Annotated in this window: 20 protein-coding genes and 1 riboswitch; of the genes, 10 read left to right on the top strand and 10 right to left on the bottom strand. The window is 43.4% G+C overall.

Annotation, left to right across the window (positions count from 1 at the left end; all coding sequences use genetic code 11):
* Positions 1-82 precede the first annotated feature (82 nt).
* Positions 83-916 carry an SDR family oxidoreductase gene (locus PSU72_RS02635; protein ID WP_300430379.1) on the bottom strand — a complete coding sequence of 278 codons (834 nt, stop codon included), beginning with the start codon at positions 914-916 and terminating at the stop codon, positions 83-85.
* Between the two features lie 125 nt (positions 917-1,041).
* Between PSU72_RS02635 and PSU72_RS02630 the strand changes: the two genes are divergently transcribed.
* Positions 1,042-1,944 carry a LysR family transcriptional regulator gene (locus PSU72_RS02630; RefSeq protein ID WP_300430376.1) on the top strand — a complete coding sequence of 301 codons (903 nt, stop codon included), beginning with the start codon at positions 1,042-1,044 and terminating at the stop codon, positions 1,942-1,944.
* A 10-nt stretch (positions 1,945-1,954) separates the two neighbouring features.
* Here PSU72_RS02630 and PSU72_RS02625 read toward each other — a convergent pair whose 3' ends face one another.
* The 7 genes from PSU72_RS02625 to PSU72_RS02595 form a co-directional block, all read right to left on the bottom strand.
* A complete protein-coding gene (locus tag PSU72_RS02625; RefSeq protein ID WP_300430374.1) occupies positions 1,955-2,827 on the bottom strand; it encodes an efflux RND transporter periplasmic adaptor subunit in 873 nt (290 codons plus the stop codon).
* A 13-nt stretch (positions 2,828-2,840) separates the two neighbouring features.
* Positions 2,841-3,038: a DUF1656 domain-containing protein gene (locus tag PSU72_RS02620; protein ID WP_013148912.1), complete on the bottom strand. Its 198-nt coding sequence runs from the start codon at positions 3,036-3,038 to the stop codon at positions 2,841-2,843.
* A 2-nt stretch (positions 3,039-3,040) separates the two neighbouring features.
* Positions 3,041-5,206, bottom strand: coding sequence for an FUSC family protein (locus PSU72_RS02615; protein ID WP_300430371.1), 2,166 nt, complete (start codon positions 5,204-5,206; stop codon positions 3,041-3,043).
* Positions 5,203-6,681 (bottom strand): efflux transporter outer membrane subunit, encoded by a 1,479-nt coding sequence (locus PSU72_RS02610; protein WP_300430370.1) that lies wholly within the window; start codon positions 6,679-6,681, stop codon positions 5,203-5,205. Before PSU72_RS02610 ends, PSU72_RS02615 begins: the two co-directional genes overlap by 4 nt.
* A 50-nt stretch (positions 6,682-6,731) precedes the next feature.
* Positions 6,732-7,235, bottom strand: a complete 504-nt coding sequence (locus tag PSU72_RS02605; protein ID WP_300430368.1) for a MarR family transcriptional regulator — start codon at positions 7,233-7,235, stop codon at positions 6,732-6,734.
* Positions 7,236-7,339: 104 nt separating this feature from the next.
* Positions 7,340-7,894, bottom strand: a complete 555-nt coding sequence (locus tag PSU72_RS02600) for a TetR/AcrR family transcriptional regulator (protein WP_013148908.1) — start codon at positions 7,892-7,894, stop codon at positions 7,340-7,342.
* Between the two features lie 9 nt (positions 7,895-7,903).
* A complete protein-coding gene (locus PSU72_RS02595) occupies positions 7,904-8,698 on the bottom strand; it encodes a hypothetical protein (protein ID WP_300430364.1) in 795 nt (264 codons plus the stop codon).
* 188 nt (positions 8,699-8,886) lie between these two features.
* Here PSU72_RS02595 and PSU72_RS02590 point away from each other — a divergent pair, with 188 nt between their 5' ends.
* The 6 genes from PSU72_RS02590 to PSU72_RS02565 are packed head-to-tail and all read left to right on the top strand — an operon-like array spanning position 8,887 to position 14,189.
* Positions 8,887-9,948, top strand: coding sequence for a MoxR family ATPase (locus PSU72_RS02590; protein WP_300430362.1), 1,062 nt, complete (start codon positions 8,887-8,889; stop codon positions 9,946-9,948).
* Complete coding sequence (locus PSU72_RS02585; RefSeq protein WP_300430360.1) at positions 9,945-10,805, top strand: DUF58 domain-containing protein; 861 nt, start codon at positions 9,945-9,947, stop codon at positions 10,803-10,805. Before PSU72_RS02590 ends, PSU72_RS02585 begins: the two co-directional genes overlap by 4 nt.
* A 27-nt stretch (positions 10,806-10,832) precedes the next feature.
* Entirely contained in the window at positions 10,833-11,723 is an 891-nt protein-coding gene (locus PSU72_RS02580; RefSeq protein WP_300430359.1) for a nonribosomal peptide synthetase MxaA, read from the top strand.
* Positions 11,723-12,694: a vWA domain-containing protein gene (locus tag PSU72_RS02575; protein ID WP_300430357.1), complete on the top strand. Its 972-nt coding sequence runs from the start codon at positions 11,723-11,725 to the stop codon at positions 12,692-12,694. Before PSU72_RS02580 ends, PSU72_RS02575 begins: the two co-directional genes overlap by 1 nt.
* Positions 12,688-13,224, top strand: a complete 537-nt coding sequence (locus PSU72_RS02570; protein WP_300430355.1) for a hypothetical protein — start codon at positions 12,688-12,690, stop codon at positions 13,222-13,224. Before PSU72_RS02575 ends, PSU72_RS02570 begins: the two co-directional genes overlap by 7 nt.
* Positions 13,221-14,189, top strand: a complete 969-nt coding sequence (locus PSU72_RS02565) for a VWA domain-containing protein (RefSeq protein ID WP_300430353.1) — start codon at positions 13,221-13,223, stop codon at positions 14,187-14,189. Before PSU72_RS02570 ends, PSU72_RS02565 begins: the two co-directional genes overlap by 4 nt.
* 89 nt (positions 14,190-14,278) lie before the next feature.
* Here the strand turns inward: PSU72_RS02565 and PSU72_RS02560 are convergent, their stop codons facing one another.
* Both PSU72_RS02560 and PSU72_RS02555 read right to left on the bottom strand, forming a co-directional pair.
* On the bottom strand, positions 14,279-15,538 hold the full coding sequence (locus tag PSU72_RS02560) for an MFS transporter (protein WP_300430351.1): 1,260 nt from the start codon (positions 15,536-15,538) through the stop codon (positions 14,279-14,281).
* Positions 15,539-15,582: 44 nt separating this feature from the next.
* A complete protein-coding gene (locus PSU72_RS02555) occupies positions 15,583-16,059 on the bottom strand; it encodes a MarR family transcriptional regulator (RefSeq protein ID WP_300430349.1) in 477 nt (158 codons plus the stop codon).
* Positions 16,060-16,363: 304 nt separating this feature from the next.
* Positions 16,364-16,469: riboswitch (guanidine-I (ykkC/yxkD leader) on the top strand.
* A gap of 53 nt (positions 16,470-16,522) precedes the next feature.
* Here PSU72_RS02555 and PSU72_RS02550 point away from each other — a divergent pair.
* Genes PSU72_RS02550 through PSU72_RS02540 form a run of 3 tightly spaced genes read left to right on the top strand, consistent with a single transcriptional unit; the run spans position 16,523 to position 19,478 of the window.
* The gene (locus tag PSU72_RS02550; protein ID WP_300430347.1) at positions 16,523-17,524 is read left to right on the top strand and encodes an ABC transporter substrate-binding protein; all 1,002 of its coding nucleotides are present in this window, start codon (positions 16,523-16,525) and stop codon (positions 17,522-17,524) included.
* A gap of 59 nt (positions 17,525-17,583) precedes the next feature.
* Complete coding sequence (locus PSU72_RS02545; RefSeq protein ID WP_300430345.1) at positions 17,584-18,549, top strand: ABC transporter permease; 966 nt, start codon at positions 17,584-17,586, stop codon at positions 18,547-18,549.
* 8 nt (positions 18,550-18,557) lie between these two features.
* On the top strand, positions 18,558-19,478 hold the full coding sequence (locus PSU72_RS02540; protein ID WP_300430540.1) for an ABC transporter ATP-binding protein: 921 nt from the start codon (positions 18,558-18,560) through the stop codon (positions 19,476-19,478).
* Positions 19,479-19,485: the final 7 nt, after the last annotated feature.

Raw genomic sequence — 19,485 nt, 5'->3', positions numbered from 1 at the left:
GTCTGTCCATCGGAAATGCCTAATTGAGCTGTCGAAGTCGTCATATCTTAACTTTGTTTGATTGAATGTTGCGTCATGCTCACTATGCACCGTCAGTTGATCTTGATAACTCTTCATGGGCATGTACCGCCTGAAGTCTAGCCTCGATAGCAGGCGAAATCATTGCCAAGGCATCACTTCCGGCGACAAAAATTTGTGGCGGCACTGCCATACATGTTAACGTCACTAAGGCCTCACCGAATTTTGTAGAATCACCAAGCTGTGTACCGTGGTAGCCCGACCACATGTTTCTGGAGCTACCTTCATGGGCATAGTCAGCTATGCTGTTTGTGGGGTATTTGGCATTTTGATCATCTAATAAATCCGTACGGAAGAAGCCCGGTTCGACTACTGTGATCTTGATGTGAAATTGCTCGACTTCCTGCGCTACTGACAGCGAGAGCCCTTCCAACGCGAACTTGCTGGCGCTATATGCACTGCAGTGTTTGAAGCCAATTACACCTGCAGCAGAGCTTATATTGATAATGTGGCCCGACTGCTGTTTTCGCATAAGCGGTAGTACAGCTCGCATCACATGCATCACACCAAAAAAGTTGGTAGAAAGCTGCTGTTCGATGTCTTGCATAGATAGCTCTTCGAAATTACCAAGCAAGCTGTAACCAGCGTTATTGACCAAAACGTCTATGCGGCCAAACCTTTTTACTGCTTCATCTGCGACTGATTCTGCTTGTGCCGCATTGCTAACGTCTAGCTGAAGAATCACAAGATTTTCGCTACTAACATCATGTAGAGCAGCACGCACTTTGTCGATGTTTCTACCTGTGGCGACTACGCAATCACCCGCTTTTAATGCTGCCTTTGCAGTTCCCGCACCTAAACCACTTCCAGCACCAGTAACTAACCAAACTTTACTCATGATTTCCTATCCTTTGGATGTTAATTGAGAACAATTACTTTCAAAGCAGCACTATCCCATAGTCTTGGTTATCAGAATATGGAATAATTAGGATTTCATAATTCCATATTATGGGTGAAATAAACATGCAAAATAAACTAGAAATGCTGCGTATTTTTAAGGTGGTTGCAGAGTCTGCAAACTTTAAAGAAGCCTCTGTCAGATTAGGGGTTTCCCCGCAGTCTGTGACGCGTGCGATCAAAGAACTGGAAGATATATTAGGCGAGCCACTGTTTTACAGAAGTACACGCAACACGACTATTACCGAATTTGGCAAACAGATGGCGCTAAAAAGTGAAAGTGTGATTGACCAGATCGATGCACTGCTTCAACGAACTACAAGCCCTAATCCGCTGCGTGTTGAAGGCTTAGTTAAAATCACTATGACGAGCCTATTAGGTCGGCGGTATTTGTTACCAGCACTCACAGATTTTTTAAAAGATCACCCAGGCATTAAGCTGGATTTAAGATTTTCTGACTTAATTGATAATGTAGTGGCTGACCAAATGGATATTGGGGTGCGCATAGGCTTCTTTAACAATAACAGAAACGTTGCCAGGCGAGTGAATGAAATGAAACTTCATATCGTTGGAACGCCAGAACTTATCGCAAAAACCGGTTTACCTAATACAGTGGATGAGCTATTTAAAATGCCCTATACCAATTTAATTGATCTAAATACAGGCAGAACGTGGCCTTGGTCTTTTGCAAATACGTCTAATAGCTTTTCGACTGCACCTGCATTTGTTACTGACGATCCGGAGGCTGAATTAGCTGCGGTACTTGCTGGTATTGGTTATGGTCAACTCGGGGATTTTTTATGTGCGGAGTATATTAATAATGGTAAGTTGGTCACTGTATTGCCAGACCAATCACCCACGCCATGGGGTATTTATATCTATCGCCCACAACGCGGCCCTGTGGCTGAGCGTGTAAGGCTGGTGTTTGATCATTTAGTGAAAACGCTGAATAACTTGAATTTATATTAAACTCAAAGAGTTAATTTCTGGGATGTACAATCACGGTACACGTCATCCCCGCCACTAAAGTCATATTTTTAGGTATTTCATCCAGCGTAATTCTGACAGGCACCCGCTGCGATAACCTTACCCAGTTAAAACTCGGGTTCACGTTTGCCAATAATCTCACATCAGTGGGATTGTCTCGGTCAGTAATGCCGTGTGCAAAGCTTTCTACGTGGCCTTTTAAAATTTGATTAGAGCTGATTAACCTGATTTCCGCTGGGTCACCTATTTGCATCAACGCGAGTTTGTGTTCTTCAAAGTAGCCATAAACCCAGAATGAATGTTGGTCTATCACCGCCAGTTTAGGTGTGCCTATCTGGGCAAAATCGCCGGGTCGTACTAATAAATTCGATACCCAGCCATCAACAGGTGAGCGCACAACCGTACGTGATAAATTCAATTTAGCTAGATCTAATTGCGCTAATGCGGCTTCATATTCTGCTCTGGCGCTAGTGGCAATTAGCGAGCTATCTTCACGATTTTCCTGCGAGATGACTTGATCATCAATTTCAGCGCGTCGCTTTGCCTGACCACGTTTCATAGTCAGCTCAACTTTGCGCTGCTCAACTAAGGCTTTTGTTTGAGCAACGGCTGTTTTGTAATGCTCAGTATCCACAGTAAACAGTACATCGCCACGATGCACGAATTGATTGTCTCGTACGGCTACCGAGGTGACTAAGCCGTTCACATCAGGTGCGATATTCACGATATCAGCCCTCACTCTGCCGTCACGTGTCCATGGCGAGTCCATGTAGCGCACCCAGAGCATGCGACCAAGAATAATGGCGACAATCACCAATGTAAGCGTAATTGATAGTCGAATCAGTTTTTTGCTAAGACCGTTCATTTTTTTATTCCTATTAGTAAATCCAAAGCCCACTCAAGGCGAACATACAGCCAAAAGCCGCTAATCTAAACAGTGCTGGATACCAAATAAAGCGGTATAGATGATAGCGTGTAAGTAACCAATCTATGATGAGTGAGCCACAGCTTGCGGCTAAAAAGCCAAATAATAAGGTGGGGACTAGCGCATCTAGGAGTGCGATTTCACGTGGCATGGTTAGTTTTTCTCCTTAGTCACTAGAACAGATTCCTCATCCAGTAATGCGCTATGAATAAAGTGCAGCATAGAAAGCGCTTGGCCTCTCAGTTGGTGTGCCGCTTCAGACATGGCAATATCTGTAGAGATATCTGTCGAGAGATTTTGAATGGCATTGTCTATGGATTTCAAAGTTTTTATGCGTAGCGCTTCAGTAGGTGTTTCATGTAATGCCGCAATTGAATCAAGACACATCGACAAAAGCTCGGAAAAATATGGATGATTAATTTCAGGTTTAAGTTCTCGTAGTGCAATCACGGCGTGACCAATTTCAAGCGTGGATAACAGCCAGTCAATGACCAATCTATCTTGTTCTTGTGCGACACGCTGTGCGCTGCCAGCACGCTGCACCAAATCGAAAGCGGCATTTTCAAGCTGGCTGCGCTTCATCATTAATGGGCTGCGACATGCTGTGACAATTAATCCACGCAAAGTTGCAGCAATGCGACGCCTAGACCATGTACTGCTACTAATATCAATGAGGCCATACATCACCCCAGAAACAAGTACCGCCAATAAATCTGCAATCGCATCGTTAATAAAAGTCACGGGGTTGGCGTTGTATGCACTATTAAAGCCAATGTGCATTAAAAACACGATAAAAATACCGGAGCCAACAACCGCAATTGAAGGCTTGGTTGTTAACCAGCTAGCAAAGAGTATGGTTGGTGTCACTGCCAATGCCAGCATCAAAAAGCCCTGTGCTTGAGTGAGTAAATGGAAATTGCAAATATAGGCCAGAATAGTCCCGATAATCGCGCCTATCATAAACTGCTTGATGGTTTGATTAGGTGAAGGAGACGTCGCAAAAAGCGTACTGGTAATCACCCCGATAGTGATGGCTTCAATCCCCGAGCGCCAGTCAGTCAATAGCCATAAAGCCGTCATAATGCCAAGCGTCAATGTACCTCGCACACCAGCTAAGGCAACTTCTACTGGGTCAAAATGCATTTCTAGCTTGGGTGGCGCTACCGTTTCCTCTGTAGCTGACTTCTGTTCACTATAGTTTATAGAGGAGTAAGTAACAGCATACGCATGCAGCTCATCCGCCAGGCGTTGTAATAATTCAGCACCAGTTTCAAAGTCCAGAAATTTGTGATCACTCATCTCCTGAGGTAACTGCATTCTATAAACAGTCAGATTTTGTGTAAAAGTGCTCCGAAAAGCGGTGAGCTGTTTTGTGACAAGCGCCGCCTCTTGCTCATTGCATGCGCTTTTTCCATCAAACGTAATCGCCTCACTTAACTGTCGATACATGCTGACTAATGCCGCGCCAACTTCAGGGTGACCGTTGTTTCGTTGACGACGTAGCAGTTCTTCTAGCGCATGGAAAGTAGTCGCCACCGCCATGAACTCGTTATTCATTTCACTGATACGTAAACGATTATGTTTAGCGCCGTCATTTTCCATGATAGCGGAGGCACGAAAAGACTCCAGACTATAAATATCGCCTATAAATCTTAATAGCACTTGCTTTGAGCTTTTAGTAGAGACTGAGCTTTCTGCAGTCGTGCGTAACAAATCAGAAAAATCACTGAAACGTTGCCTTACCTTAGTTTGTATGGCATCCCAGAGACGCTGCGGGAAAACTAAGTCGCTGACCATGGTGGCGCATATTAGCCCAATCAATATTTCTGAAATTCGAGTGACTGCAATATTAAAGGTAAGCTCTGGGCTGATAGCTGCAGGTAAGCCAACGATACAAAGCGTGTAACCCGCCAATACGAATCCGTAAGACTGATGATTGCGGTAAACCATAGAGCCTGCAGTGCACAAACCTATCCACAGTGCCATGCTTAGTAGAAACAATACGCGCTCTTGAGCAAACAAAGCCACGAGGATGAGGGATACGACAATTCCAACCAATGTACCCAATAAGCGGTAATAGCTTTTTGCGAACACCATACCAGAACGTGATTGCATGACAATCGCCACTGTCAGCATGGCTGTGCGTGGCTGATCTAGCTCGAACCTAAGTGATAACCACATCGCGAGCAAACTGGCTAACAGTACTTTTAACAGATAGCCAAAAACGGGCGCATCTTCATTTAACCAATCACTCAGTTCGGCTCTAATAGTAACAAGCAGTCTATTTCTTCTGCCTTTCATTAATTGCAATACACTCATGGCAAAGGCATAGCTTTAGCTATAGTTTCATCAACTGTGCCGCCACCAAGCGCTCGCATCAAGCCAGCATAAGCATCTAATCGAACGGCTTGTAATTGCGTGCGTATTTCTTGTTGATGAATGACTATGTTATTGGTATCAAGCACATGCTGATAATTGCTTAAGCCGCCGCTATAACTTACTTCGGCTAAATGATGCGCTTTTTTTGCAGAAGCCAATGCCATATCAACCTCTTGGATTTGCTTGCGATTAGACTGCATAATCACTAACTGATCTGAAACATCTTGCAGCGCTTTAACGAGGACTGTATTGTAATTTTCTACCGCAATATCATAGCTAGCAGTTTTAGCTGATAAGTTTCCACGTCGTCTTCCGCCATCAAATATAGGCAATGAAATTGCAGGGCCGGCGCCAGCAATACCCGCAGCGGTGCTAAGCAGTTGACCAAAGCCGAGTGCCTGAAAACCAATAAACCCAATCAAGTTAATATTCGGATAAAAAGCTTTCTTTGCTCCTTCAATATTTTCTTGCGCCGCTTCCACATGCAAACGATGCGCTAGTACATCAGGTCTGCGTCCAACTAGATTAGCTTGCAAAGTGTCTGGCAGCCCAGCACTGGCTTCCAGTGTCATGGATGGACGTGTGATGCTGTCACCAGCGCCAGGTCCTTGACCTGATAACGCCGCTAATTGATTGCGTAACAGCTTAATACGCTCGTCAATCACTTCAATTTTTGCCCTTGCTAGTGGCAGCGGAGTTTCAGCTTCAATTACCTCCATTTCGTTACCCAGCCCAGCTTTCATACTACGTTGCTTAATAGCTACGCGCTGATTAACTTCAGCTAAGTACTCTTCAGCAAGGTCACGTAATTGGTATTCCATAGCTAATTGAACATAGCTTCTAGTCACAGCATTTACGAGTTCAAGTTTAACCTGCTGAACTTCTAACTTGCTTGCATTAGTTTCATTAACCGAGGCATTCCAAATGCTTTCCTGCCTACCCCATAAATCAAGGTCATAGGCGATTGAAGCTGTCATTTTATTGTCCCAATCCCAATTGCCAGCCGATGGTGTAGGAATGAACTGTAACTCGGTAAAACGTTGACGAACTGCAGAAGCATCACCGCCTATATTAGGTAGTGTTTCGGCATGCATGCTATCTGCATAGGCTTGTACTAGATTTACGCGACTTTGTGCCATGCGTAATGTTGGACTATCGCTCACAGCTTTATCAATTAAAGCATCTAGCTGCTTATCGTGATATGCCTTCCACCAATCTACCGTGGGCCACTCAATATGTGAGGCGGACGCTATTGCCTGACCAGACTTTAATGTGACTGCTTGAGTACTTTTCGCTTTTGGATTGATACCAGACATGCTGACACAGCCCACCAATGAAATCATCACAGCCGCTGCAGTGATATTGCGTGCGGTGTGAATGACATTACTTACATTAAATTTGTGAAATTTAAACATTGATATTTATTTAGTACGGTTCCAAACAATATGGGTAAAAAAATAACGACCTATTTCATTACATCAAGACCAGACGCTAAAACGTTAACATTAACCAGCAAGCTTGCCCTCTGGTCAGTATTAAGGAGCGACATAAGTGCGCTGACTTTTTTATAGTAATCAGGCAAAACCATATCTAATTTTTGTTGACCAGCATCAGTCAGTTTAATGAGAAGTTTTCTGCGATCTACATCGTCTGTAATTCTGGTGACTAAGCCTTCTCTCACCAGGCCATCAATAAACCCCGTCATTGTGGCTTTCGTTACACCAGCTTTTTCAGCTAAATCTGTCGGCGTCGAAGTCAGATCATCCTGACGCATTAGCAATACAAGCACCCACCAGCGCCCTTGTAGAAGCTCATGTTTAGCTAGCAGTTTATCAAGTGCGGTAGAAATGTCGGAGCTTGCACGAAGCAAGTTTACAAAATCAGAAATAGCTGCGATGTCAGCGTCTGGATAACGCTTCACAAACTTTTCTAAGCTTTTAGAGGTAGGTAATTCTTTGAGTAATAACATAGTACGGATAATGATAATATGGTTCCGTACTTAAATGCAAGTTTAATATAAAATAATTATTTTATATTAATATTCAAATACTATAGTTTAGTTGAGTGGTGAGTCTAAATAGACGCGCGTATCAGCGTGATGGCTGCATTTTTTGCGCGGCTAGCGGCGCCTGATCCAGGGCTTAATCTTTCAACCAAAGCAGCACCTTCAAACAAGATGGTGAGCTGTTGCCCTAATGCTTCAGGGTCTTTTGCACCAGCCGTTGCTGCAATCTTGGATAAATAGCCTTGTAGCTCAACTGCTAAAACCGCTGAATATTGATTGATTGGATGATCGGGTTCTGGGAACTCTACAGCCGCAATGTGAAATGGCAGACCATGGAACTCAGGCGTCATAATCCATTGTTCAACAAGCTCACATAGCGAAATCAATATCTCAAGCGAAGTCGCCTTTTTAGAGACAAGGCTTGAGTTTAGCCATTCATAGAATCTATCTGATTTCTCTCTAAGATAAGAAGTAATCAATAGATTCTTACTGGGAAAGTGCTTGTAAAGCGTGGCTTTAGCAATGCCTGCCTCAGCAATGATGGTATCTACTCCAGAAGCCTGAATGCCTCGGGATTCAAATAAACTGGTAGCCGTCGCTAGTATTTTATCGCGCATTTTCATACTCGTTCCTTATAACCTATTTCCCGTGGAAACTACTGGATGCATGAGCTCCTGTGGATATAGGCAATTAACGTAACCTAAAGCAAGTCTTAGATTTTCTACATGTTGTACTTCAACAATCCCATTATTCACAAACATTAAAAAGGCTTGTCTTTGTTCGGGCGGTAACATTGCCGCTTGCGGTAGCTGACAAGTACCACTTTTCATTTTGTTGTAAGCAAGTAACAGCGTACTCATTGTGACTGGGTCAGTGCCGCTTGCTACAACTTTAGTCGCAACAGCTTCTGTTGCTAATATCTGTGATGTATCTTCCATCTGATGCATTTTAGGCATTGGCACTGTGGTTAAACTCAGGCAAATCAGGATGGCTGCAGTGAGAAGGCCGAATGAAAATAAGCGTTTGCTTTTTTGAGCACTTAAAAAGCTTTGTATCGATTGATTGACCAATGCCCATGCTTTATCAGAGCCGGTCTGTGATTGCACCTGAATTGCGCCAATCGTCAAAAAAAGTAGTTGATCATAAATAGTTTCAGGGTATTTGACCGACGCTTTGTTGATAGCCACTTGAATCAATTCTTTGAGCGCATTCACGTCATCAAGCGTTAAGTCTAGCGCTTGTTCATTGATGTTTTTATTAGAAATTCTTTCTAAATTCCAACGGCTCAATTGGCTGGAAAGCTTCAATAGGTAAGCGTTAGAGGTTCTTTTGTAAGTGGCTAAGCTCTTTAAAAAGCCTAATGAACCTAGATAACCTAAGTTTAGAAGTCTCAGACTCTCAGTTTGAAAACTATGAGTTTGGTTCAATGTAAATTACCCCTAAAAATTTACTTGTATATTTCAGAACTCTTCAAGTAGACTGTAAATAAGTGAACAGACCTGTCTGAATATTACATTAACAATGAATAAAAAGCAACCGCAAAAAGAGACCGTAAAAGTAACGCAATAACAAACCAAACGTACCCTTTAAAAATTTATTTTACATAGGATTATATATGCATATAGCAACTCACGATATTCAGCTGGCCGACTGGCGCAGCCATGCTTTAAAGCTGGAAAAGGAAGTGCAGAAAGTGATTGTAGGGCAGGATAAAGCCATACGATTGATGAATATTGCCATCTTTGCACGTGGTCATGTGTTGCTGGAAGGTGGCGTTGGGGTTGGTAAAACGACATTACTTCAATCTATCGCCAGATGTATCGGTGGCGCTTATGAGCGAATTGAAGGCACAGTAGACCTGATGCCAAATGACCTGATTTATCACACCTATTTGGGTGAGGATGGTCGACCAAAAATTGATGAAGGTCCGTTGTTACGTGCAGGTGAAAATCTATCTGTATTTTTCTTCAATGAAATCAATCGTGCACGTCCGCAAGTGCATGCTTTGATGCTGCGTGTGATGGCTGAGCGCCATATCAGTGCATTCAAAAAAGAATATCGTTTGCCACACATGGTGGTATTTGCTGACCGTAACCAAGTCGAAAAAAATGAAACCTTTGAGATTCCATCCGCAGCGCGCGATCGCTTTATGATGGAAATTCCGATTGATATTCCAGCCGATAGAGAACTGCGCAAGGCTTTGATGTTTGATGTGAAGTTTCAACATGCGGAAAGTCTGACTAAACAAGTTGAGTCAAATGTATTGCAATTTGACCAGTTGAATGCATTTTCAGATGTGCTGCAAAGCCATATCAAATCTAGTGATGTGCTGGAGGAATATGCCTTAGATTTATGGGAATCAACTCAAAATCCAGAAAAATTTGGCATTAAGCTGGATAGCGTTGATGTGAATCGTTTAATACACACTGGCGCGAGTCCGCGCGGTATGGGGATGTTGCTCAAAGCCGCACGCGTCAATGCTTGGTTAATGAACCGTGACAGTTTATATCCTGAAGATATTCATGCGGTATTCCACGAGTTAATAGCGCACCGATTGGTATTCAACACTATGTATGAAAATCGCAGAACGCAATTGGCGCGCGAACTGACCACGCAGATTCTGAGTACGGTAGCGGTGCCTTCACAAACTAAATCAGTTCAAGCAAAAGCAGCATGATTCCAGCTTACGCTAAACCGTTTTATTACCAAATTCCTTGGAAGTCTAGCAGCATCCATTTTGGTGAACACCGTGGCACGCAGCGTGGTTTGGGTTTTGAATTCAAAGGTAATGTACCTTTGATTGATTATCCTGATGCTAGGCGTGTGGACTTGCGCCAAACGTTGCGCGATCCCTATGAACAGGTGCAGGTGAAGTTGTTTAATCAAGACAATACCACGCCAATTTTTGCCGTTTGTGATTTATCTAGCTCCATGCAGTATAAGGGGCAAGGCCGAAAATTAGACTTGGCAAAGGACATCGCGGCATCAATTGCCTATTCAGCCTTTGATAAAAGTGATGTTTTTAGCTTTATTGCTTACAACAATCATGTGATTGAAGACCTTACGCTCAGTTTAAGTCATCACGTGCATCAGTCATTTGAGGTAATTGAGCAGCTTGGCGAATACAAAAAGATGCGCGTTGGTTCTGAAGGCATACTCGAAGTGCCGGAGTATTTGAGTCAGAACCGAGGTTTGGTGTTTTGGATTTCAGACTTTCATATGCCAATGCCTATGATTGAACAGGCTTTAAATGCGATGTCTGCGCATCAAGTGATTCCTATCGTACTTTGGGACGATCACGAATACAAAAAGCTGCCCAAGTTTGGTTTTGGCAACATGATCGATCCTGAGACTGGCTTGAATCGCACTATTTTCTTTCGTGAGGCAGTCAGAGCGCAATTTGAGGAAGCTTTTGCAGAAAGAAAACAAGCGCTGGAAGCTTTATTCACACGTTTTGACAGTCAGGCGATTTATATCAGTGGCAAGTACGACCCAGATGTGATGTCACATTATTTTGAACAGATGATGGCTTAAATGAAGAGAATGATGAAAAACTCAATAATGAAATCAATGATGATTGTCAGCTTGTCGCTGTTCGCGTCACTGGCGTTTGCGCAGACAACAGATGTCAAGATTCTAAGCACAATCAATCCACAAACTAGTAATAACATACAGATGGGCGATGTGTTAAGTCGCAGCATTGAAGTTGAAGTGGACGCCGCCTACCAACTACCAAAAACTTCATTGCCGATGAAAGGTGAAAGTAGGAATGGCATTGAGCTGCGCGATGTAAGTGTGCGGACATCTAAAGGTAGCAGCACAAATATCTATAAAATCACGCTAAGTTATCAAGTGTTTATCAGCGCAGCAAAGCCTTTAGTGATGCAACTGCCAGATGAGCATCTGGCGCTTATAGGCGGTGCAAAAGCATTATCGATTGATATTCCTGCATGGAAATTCTGGTATGCACCATTAGTTGCAGAAGGCATTACTAACGCAAAAGATAATATGCTGCCACAGTCTAAGCCTGCGCTGATTGATTTGAATATGCATTATGCTCGGTTTTGGGCGGCATTAGCCTTGCTGGTAACTGGCTTGCTTGGCCTTGTTTATGTGAATGCAGATAAACGTTGGTTACCGTTTATGAATGGCGCATTTGCCCAAGCGCATCGCAATATTAAAAAGCTTGGTCATGAGCAAACTGCAAATAAGAATGCCTTGATGCATATGCATCAAGCATTTAATAAGATTTACGGTGCAAATCTCTTTGCCAATGAGCTAGAGCATTTTTTAGCGGCTAATCCAAAATTCTTGAAAGTGAAGCAAGAAATCACTCAATTTTTTGAGCAGTCGAATGCCGCCTTATTTGCCAATCAAGTAGCAAGTGCTAATCAACTACAACAGCTTAAAACACTCAGTAAGCGTTTAAGAGATTGCGAGCGGGGCGTTTAATGATTCTATTGCAACCATGGGCACTCTTGCTGTTGCCGCTTGTAGCCGCGCCGTTTGTATTTAAAAGCCATCAAGGTCAACTGTACTCTTGGCTTGAAATTATGCCGAAAGACAGGGTTTCCGAAATCGCAAACCTTGTTGTAAAAGCCATTACCTCATTAATCTTATTGAGCATTATCTTGGCTTTGGCTTCGCCTCAAGGGGCGAGTAGAAAAGAGCAAAAAGTAGGTAAAGGTGCACAAACAGTTTTAGTGATTGACCGCAGCGTGAGTATGGATCATCCATTCGCTGGGCAAACGACTAGCGGTCGTGCGGCAGAAATTAAATCTGCCGCTGCACGAAGGTTGATTACTGATTTTATCGACTCGCGCCCAGATGACATGATGGGCGTGGTGGGTTTTACTAACTCTGCCTTATACGGTATGAAAATCACCACGAACCGCGATGCCATTCATGCGGCAATTAATGCCGCGACAGGCTCCGCGCTGAATCAAACCAATATTGGTGCGGGGATTACTGAAGCGGTTAATTTGTTCGATAACATCCAAAGCTCTGGCTCACGCGCAGTGATATTGCTTTCAGATGGGGCGGGTAAGTTAAGTCCGCGCGTGAAGCTAAAAATTTCACAATACTTTATTGGCAAGAAACTGAATCTCTACTGGATTGTGTTACGAGAGCCAGATGACATCAGCATTTTTACTAAAGAAACCTACTCAGAGGACAAAGTACCTGATTCGATTGTACTGGATCAATACTTTAAATCACTCAAAATCAAATATAAGGCGTTTGAGGCGGATAACCCAACGGCTCTGCAGTCCGCCCTGCAATACATCGACTCTAAAGAAAAAAATATGATTCAGTATACGGTGAGCATTCCTGGGCATGATTACTCGAATAACCTCATCGTGCTTGCGTTGGTTTTAAGCCTGCTGATATTAGTCATTAAAAACCTAAAGGTACACTCATGGTAAAACATATCAAAAATAGCAATATGATATTTGGGGCATTTCTAGCTATTGGCTTAATAGGTGCGGGTTATGAAGCTTATCAAATCCATCACATCACCAAGGTGAATCAGACAGTTGCTGCTGGGCAATTAGTGACTGATGATGCTTACCCGTATTTGCAAAAATTCACCGCCGCTTATGACCAAGGCAATAAAAAAGACTATAAACACGCCGTGCAGACCTACGGGCAACTTTTAGAGACGCAACCATCGCTACATGATCAGGCGAAGATTCAATACAATATCGGCAATAATCTGTTTGTATTTGGCTTGATTCGTAGAATTAATGATGATGGCACCCTGCAAGATGAAGCGCGCTACGCCTACACGCAAGCAAAAATGGCTTATGAGCAGTCGTTGAGAATTGACCCACAAGACCGTGCAGCGAAGTTTAATCTAAGCCTATTGCATTCGGTGATGGCGAACAACATGAAGCCAGCGCCTAAAGACCAATCTACCGTGGAACTTAGCAATTTGCCGATAGGTTTGCCATGAAAAAAATACTACCATTTTTAAAAGACAATCATGAAACATCGCTCTATGTGGCTGCTTTTGGCTTATTGTTATTAGCACTTTTTAAGCCAGACATTCAACTAAAGCAAGAAGTACACAATTACTTGCTAGTGGCTGATGTGTCACAAAGCATGAATGCAGAAGATGAAAAGCTGAATAATCAGCCAGTCAGCAGGTTAGCCTACACGCGCCAACTCATGAAAAAAGTAGTGCAAACCTCGCCTTGTGGCACCTATTTTAGCGTGGGTATTTTCGCCTCAGATAATGTTGCTTTGCTGATAACTCCGCTAGAAGTATGCGCAAATCTAGATGTGATTACAGATTCTATTGATCACTTGGAATGGCGCATGGCTTGGAAAGGTAATAGCCGTTTAAGTTTTGGCGTACGTGCTGCGGCCAATACTTTTGACTCATTAAACGTGCCTGCGCAGATGCTATTTTTTACGGATGGCGATGAAGCGCCAAGAGTCAATGTGACCATCAAGCAAGATTTGAGTGGTATTCAAATTGGTAAAAACTTTGTATTTGTAGGCGTTGGCGGCAATACTAAAGTTGGCGTGCCAAGATTCAACTCTGCGAATAAACGTGTTGGTTACTGGCCGATTAGTGACAACAATAATGCAGGGGCTGTAGGGGTCACTTATTCTGACCCTAGTCAAGATGAGCCTGATCCTTCTGTGGCATCGGCTGAATATGACCGCTTTTTATCTCAGCTTGAAGGCGACTATTTAATCTCGCTCGCAGGAGAAATTAAGGCTAAATATATCAAAGGCCAAGACAACTCAGCCTTTTATGATTTTGTGCAAAAACAAAAACCAGCAGCTAGTTTTGTGACCTCTTATTCTATGCGATGGGTGTACCTACTGCTGGCGATAGTTTTGATACTTTCAACATTTGTACCGAATATTTTAGCTAGGTCGACATTGGGAGCAAGGTTTAAGTTTTAAGCTCAAGTTATGAGTAATATTAAATTATGACTCTTCAGTAAAATCTTTTATCAATAGTTGTGGCGAAGCAGCGAAGCATCTAGACAAACTTAAGTGGTTGCTGCTTCAGGTATAGGCTGCGCGCGCTTCTGGATTCCCTGCTGAATAAACCATGTCAGGACGGCGGTCACAATTGTCGTCCCGACGACGATATAACCGACCCAGGCGAAATGCTGCAACTTTCCATCTGCCCCGATCGCGACAATGTGACCAGCTAGAATTGAGGCAAAACCGCCCGCAAACTGCTGAATAGAGGCACTGACCGCGTTGAATGAGCCGCGCTTAGTTGTTTCCGGAACAGACGTTACTAATGCCTGAAACGGAATCATCCGAGAGAATATGCCAATAAACATTAAGACGTTGACGATGATGACTGTGGCGAATGGAACTGTACCTAAATGGGTGTAGATCATCACCATTATCATGGTGACAATACTGCCAACCATAAACACTGGAATTTTGCCAAATTTATCAGCGGCTCTGCCAACTAACGGCCCCACAAATATTGTGCATAAGCCAGTGATCAAATAGATTGTCGGCAAGTGTTCAATACTCACTCCCAAGTTATTGACTGTGAATACACTGCTGAAAGGCATGAGCATAAATCCACCAGTCGTTAATAGTGCGGTCGTAGCAAAGGCTGTTAGATGGCGCGGGTCAGATAGCGTATTGAGTAAGTGTGTAAATGCACTGTGTTCCTGCGGCGCTTTGAGATGCTCAACAACGGGTTGCATGCGCCACACAATGATGATGCCTCCAATGGCACCGAATGCTGCCATGGCTAAAAAAGGCGCGTGCCAAGTCCAACGATTCGATAAGTAAAGTCCTACGGGCAATCCTAATACCTGGCTTGCTGCAAACGCCGTTTGAATGACGCCCATCACGCGCCCACGCAATTGCGGTGCGAAAAGATCGGTAGCAATCGCAAGAACGACTGAGCCAATCACGCCGCCGAAGATTCCGGTGACGATGCGCGCCAGTAGTAACATTGGGAATGTTTGAGCTAAACCACACCATACGGTGGCGGCAACAAAGCCAGTATAAAAGACGAGCAATATTTTCTTACGGTCGTAGCGGTCGGCAAACCCAGCCATTAATAGCCCGCTGATGCCCGCACTAAATGCATATGCAGAAACAATCAGGCCAAACTGGCGCGGGCTAATTTCCATCGCAGGCATAATCAGTGCACCGAGCGGCGACATAATCATAAAATCAAGAATGACCGAGAACTGTAAAAACGCTAACAGCCCCATGACAAAGATTTGATAGCGAGTAAATTCGGGTTTTTTTTGTACGTCAGCGTGAGTCATAGGATTGATCGTCAATTCGTCAAATATTGTTGGTTAAACGTAGATTATTTGGGGGATACAGTCGCTAATAGACATTTGCCATCGCCCACATTAGCAATCACACGGTGAAGCAAAGCGACCAACTGTTCGATCTCGCTGTCGTTAAAACCTGCCAAGGCTTCTTGATTACCTTGAGTAAGGATGGCTCGAACAGGTGAGAACAGGCTAGTGGCGGTATTAGTCAGTGAAATAAGACTGCTTCTTCCATCGTTCGGATCAGCTTCCCTGCGGATAAGACCGTCGCGCTCCATGCGAGTTAGAAGCTGGGCCATGCTGGGCTGTTCGACGTTGGCTAATAGTGCCAACTCTTTTTGTGTAAGCCGTGCACCATCCTTTAAAGCTACAAGCACAGGGAATTGACTAGTGCTGATGCCAATATCTCGTAACTTTGTATCGGCTCTACGCGCAAGCGCTCTTGCCGCATGAGAGATGAGTATTGAGGGCATCGTTTTTGGCTGCCAATTTTCTGATGACTCTGACATTTATTGACTATCCTGCTTAATGGTGGATATATTATATAGGCTCCTATGCAAATTGTATAGGAGCCTATATATAATTAATGGAAATTATTTCTTCATAACATTTCGGCGCTATTTAAACAGTGCAATTCTCATTACGCAGCACTAAGTTGGTGCGGATAGCTATGAATTACAAGATCGTCAATTTCGTGATGAGTTATTAACTATATGATTTAGAAGGAAAGTAATTTTTATCAATAGCTGGCATGCTGATTGCTTATAAGTAATCAGCGAGAAAGCGGTGAGTGTTTACTAACCGCTGAAGTTTCAAAAAGATGACTAGGGTTCCGGCTTTTATTTTATAAGAGTGTCTGGTCCGAGAGTTGTCGGCCAATCAACATGTGGCTACACGGAGGGATAAAAGCCCGGGAGGAAGCGTTTATATAAATGCCGCCTTCTCGACTTTTTACCAACCTAGGAGCCAGCCATGCAAAACTCAAGTTTTATCAAACGTTTTTCTGCACGTACTGTATTAACTGCCACTGCATTTACCGCATCTTTACTATTCACAAGTCTATCTAACGCTGCTGCGCCTTTAAAGGTCGGTTACAGCGATTGGCCAGGTTGGGTCGCATGGCAAGTTGCCATTGATAAGGGCTGGTTTAAAGAGGCTGGTGTAGATGTCCAATTTGAGTGGTTTGATTACGTTGCTTCTATGGATGCATTTGCCGCAGGGAAAATTGATGGTGTTACTGTCACCAATGGCGATGCGCTTGTTACTGGTTCAGGTGGCGCTAAAAATGTCATGATACTTTTGACTGATTACTCTAACGGCAACGATATGATTGTGGCTAAGCAGGGCATTAAAAGTCTAAAGGATTTAAAAGGCAAAAAAATCGGTCTTGAAACAGGCTTTGTTGAACATCTTTTACTGCTGAATGGTTTAGAAAAAATTGGCATGAAAGAGTCTGATGTCACAATCATCAACACCAAAACCAACGAAACCCCACAAGCATTAGCTTCAGGTGATTTGTCTGCTATTGGCGCATGGCAACCAAATTCTGGTGAAGCTATGAGTCGCGTTCCTGGCGCTAAACCAATCTACACTTCTGCTGATGAACCCGGCCTTATCTATGACGTATTAACAGTAAGCCCAACGAGCTTGTCTAGCCGCAAAGCTGACTGGAAAAAAGTGATTAAAGTTTGGGACAAAGTGGTGATGTACATCAATGACCCTAAAACTCAACCAGATGCAGTAAAAATAATGGCAGCTCGCGTTGGTATTAAACCAGAAGCTTATTTACCATTATTGAAAGGCACTAAGTTGCTCAGCCTAGAAGAAGGTAGAAAAGTATTTGTTAAAGCACCTGGCTTTAAATCTCTATACGGCTCTTCAAAAATCTCAGATGACTTCAATGTGAAATACGGCGTATACAAAAAGCCTATGGATATACAAAAAGCGATAGACCCATCATTGCTAACTAAATAGTCTGACTGTTTAGTTTTTTGAATATCGACACTAATTAAACTAAATAGATTGGTTGCAGAATGAGTCTAGAGTCTTGGTTTGCTGTGCGTAGGGAGCTGTCGCCGCGTAGGCAAAAGTTATTGGGTTTAGGCTCATTTCTGTTGCCTTTGCTAATTTGGTGTGTAGTGAGTTATGTGCCGTTTGTATGGCATCCGATGGTGTTAGTGAGTAAGCCAGGAGATGTCGATTACTTTCAGGTAGACATGCTGGTGGATAAGGCATCATTTAAGGAAGAGTCCGCCAACATGAAGGCTGCTGGCAAGGTGATTCCTGAAGGCAAGCCTGCCAACCCCATCTACTTACCTGCACCACATGAAGTTGCAAAAGCATTGTATACAGGCTTTACAACAGCGCCTGAGCAGCGTGATGGTAAATGGCTACATGAAAGTCTTTGGCATAGCATTCAGATTATATTTTGGGGGTTCTTTATCTCATCATTGATTGGTGTTCCCATCGGAATTTTATGTGGAACATACAGTGCAGTTTCTAGGCTAAATGAGCCATTCATAGAGTTTTTCAGGTATTTGCCTGCACCTGCATTCGGTGCGTTAGCGGTCGCTATTTTGGGGATATATGACGGTCCGAAAATAGCCATTATCGTGATTGGTACTTTGTTTCAGCAAATTCTGATTATCGCAAATACCACACGTAAGCTGGATTACTCACTGCTAGAAGCCGCGCTAACGCTAGGCACTAGTAAATTTAAACTCATGATGCACGTGATTATCCCTGGTATTTTGCCAGAGCTATATCGTGATCAACGCATCCTATTAGGCTGGGCCTGGACATATCTGATAGTGGCAGAGTTGATAGGTACATCATCAGGCATCACATGGTTTATCACACAGCAGGCACGGTATCAGCATTTTGATAACGTTTATGCTGCCATCATCATTATCGGCGTGATTGGCTTAGGTGGAGATTTAATTCTAGCTTGGCTAGGTAAGCACTTGTTCCCTTGGGACAGGCCTGCGAATAAAGAGTAAGGGCGTATATAGACATGAACACTAATCTTCCAAGTTATTTAGATCAATCTGAAGCCGTTAAAAATCGCTTTGATAGACTCAAACAGCGCGAAGTGATTTTAGAGGTGAAGCAGTTAGGTAAAGTGTACAAGACTGCAAAAGGTGAGGTCACCGCACTTAAAAACATTAATTTTAAAACGCATAGACGTGAATTTGTTTGCGTGATTGGCCCATCAGGTTGTGGTAAATCAACGTTAATTCGCATTTTGGCCGGTTTGGAACCACACACTTCTGGTGATGTTTTACTTGATGGAAAACCAGTGACAGGGCCAGGACGTGACCGGGGAATGGTATTCCAAGGCTACACTTTATTTCCATGGTTAAGTGTTAGAAAAAACGTCATGTTCGGCTTGGAAATGAACAATGCCAGCGCCGATGAAGCTGGAAAAGAAGCGGATTTGTGGCTGGAATTAGTTGGCCTAGAGAAGTTCGCAAATGCCTATCCGCATGAACTTTCGGGCGGTATGAAGCAGCGCGTTGCCATCGCGCGTGCCCTAGTCAATCAACCACGTATTTTGTTAATGGATGAGCCTTTTGGTGCATTGGATGCGCAATCTCGCGCCAAGATGCAAACACATTTACTTGAAATTTGGCGCAATGTCGATGTGACTATTTTGTTTATTACACATGATTTGGATGAAGCTATTTTTCTGGCGGATAGAATTCTGGTTCTAAAAGCACACCCAGGCGAAGTGCAAGAGTTGATTGAAGTACCTGTGCCAAGACCACGAAGTGTTAGAGATTTTACAAGTCCAGAATTTTTAGCTACCAAGGCGCGGCTGGAAGCACTTATCCATCCACCCAAAACGCTGGCTGAAAAGGACGCTGAAGATGAAGCCATTACTCAGCGCATGATTCGTTTTGTAAACATTGAAGATAATGTGGAGTAATCGATAG

The sequence above is a fragment of the Methylotenera sp. genome (assembly GCF_029945535.1).
GTDB lineage: Bacteria > Pseudomonadota > Gammaproteobacteria > Burkholderiales > Methylophilaceae > Methylotenera.
Note: the sequence above shows the minus strand (reverse complement) of the source record. Positions and strands in the feature narration are given on the sequence as shown.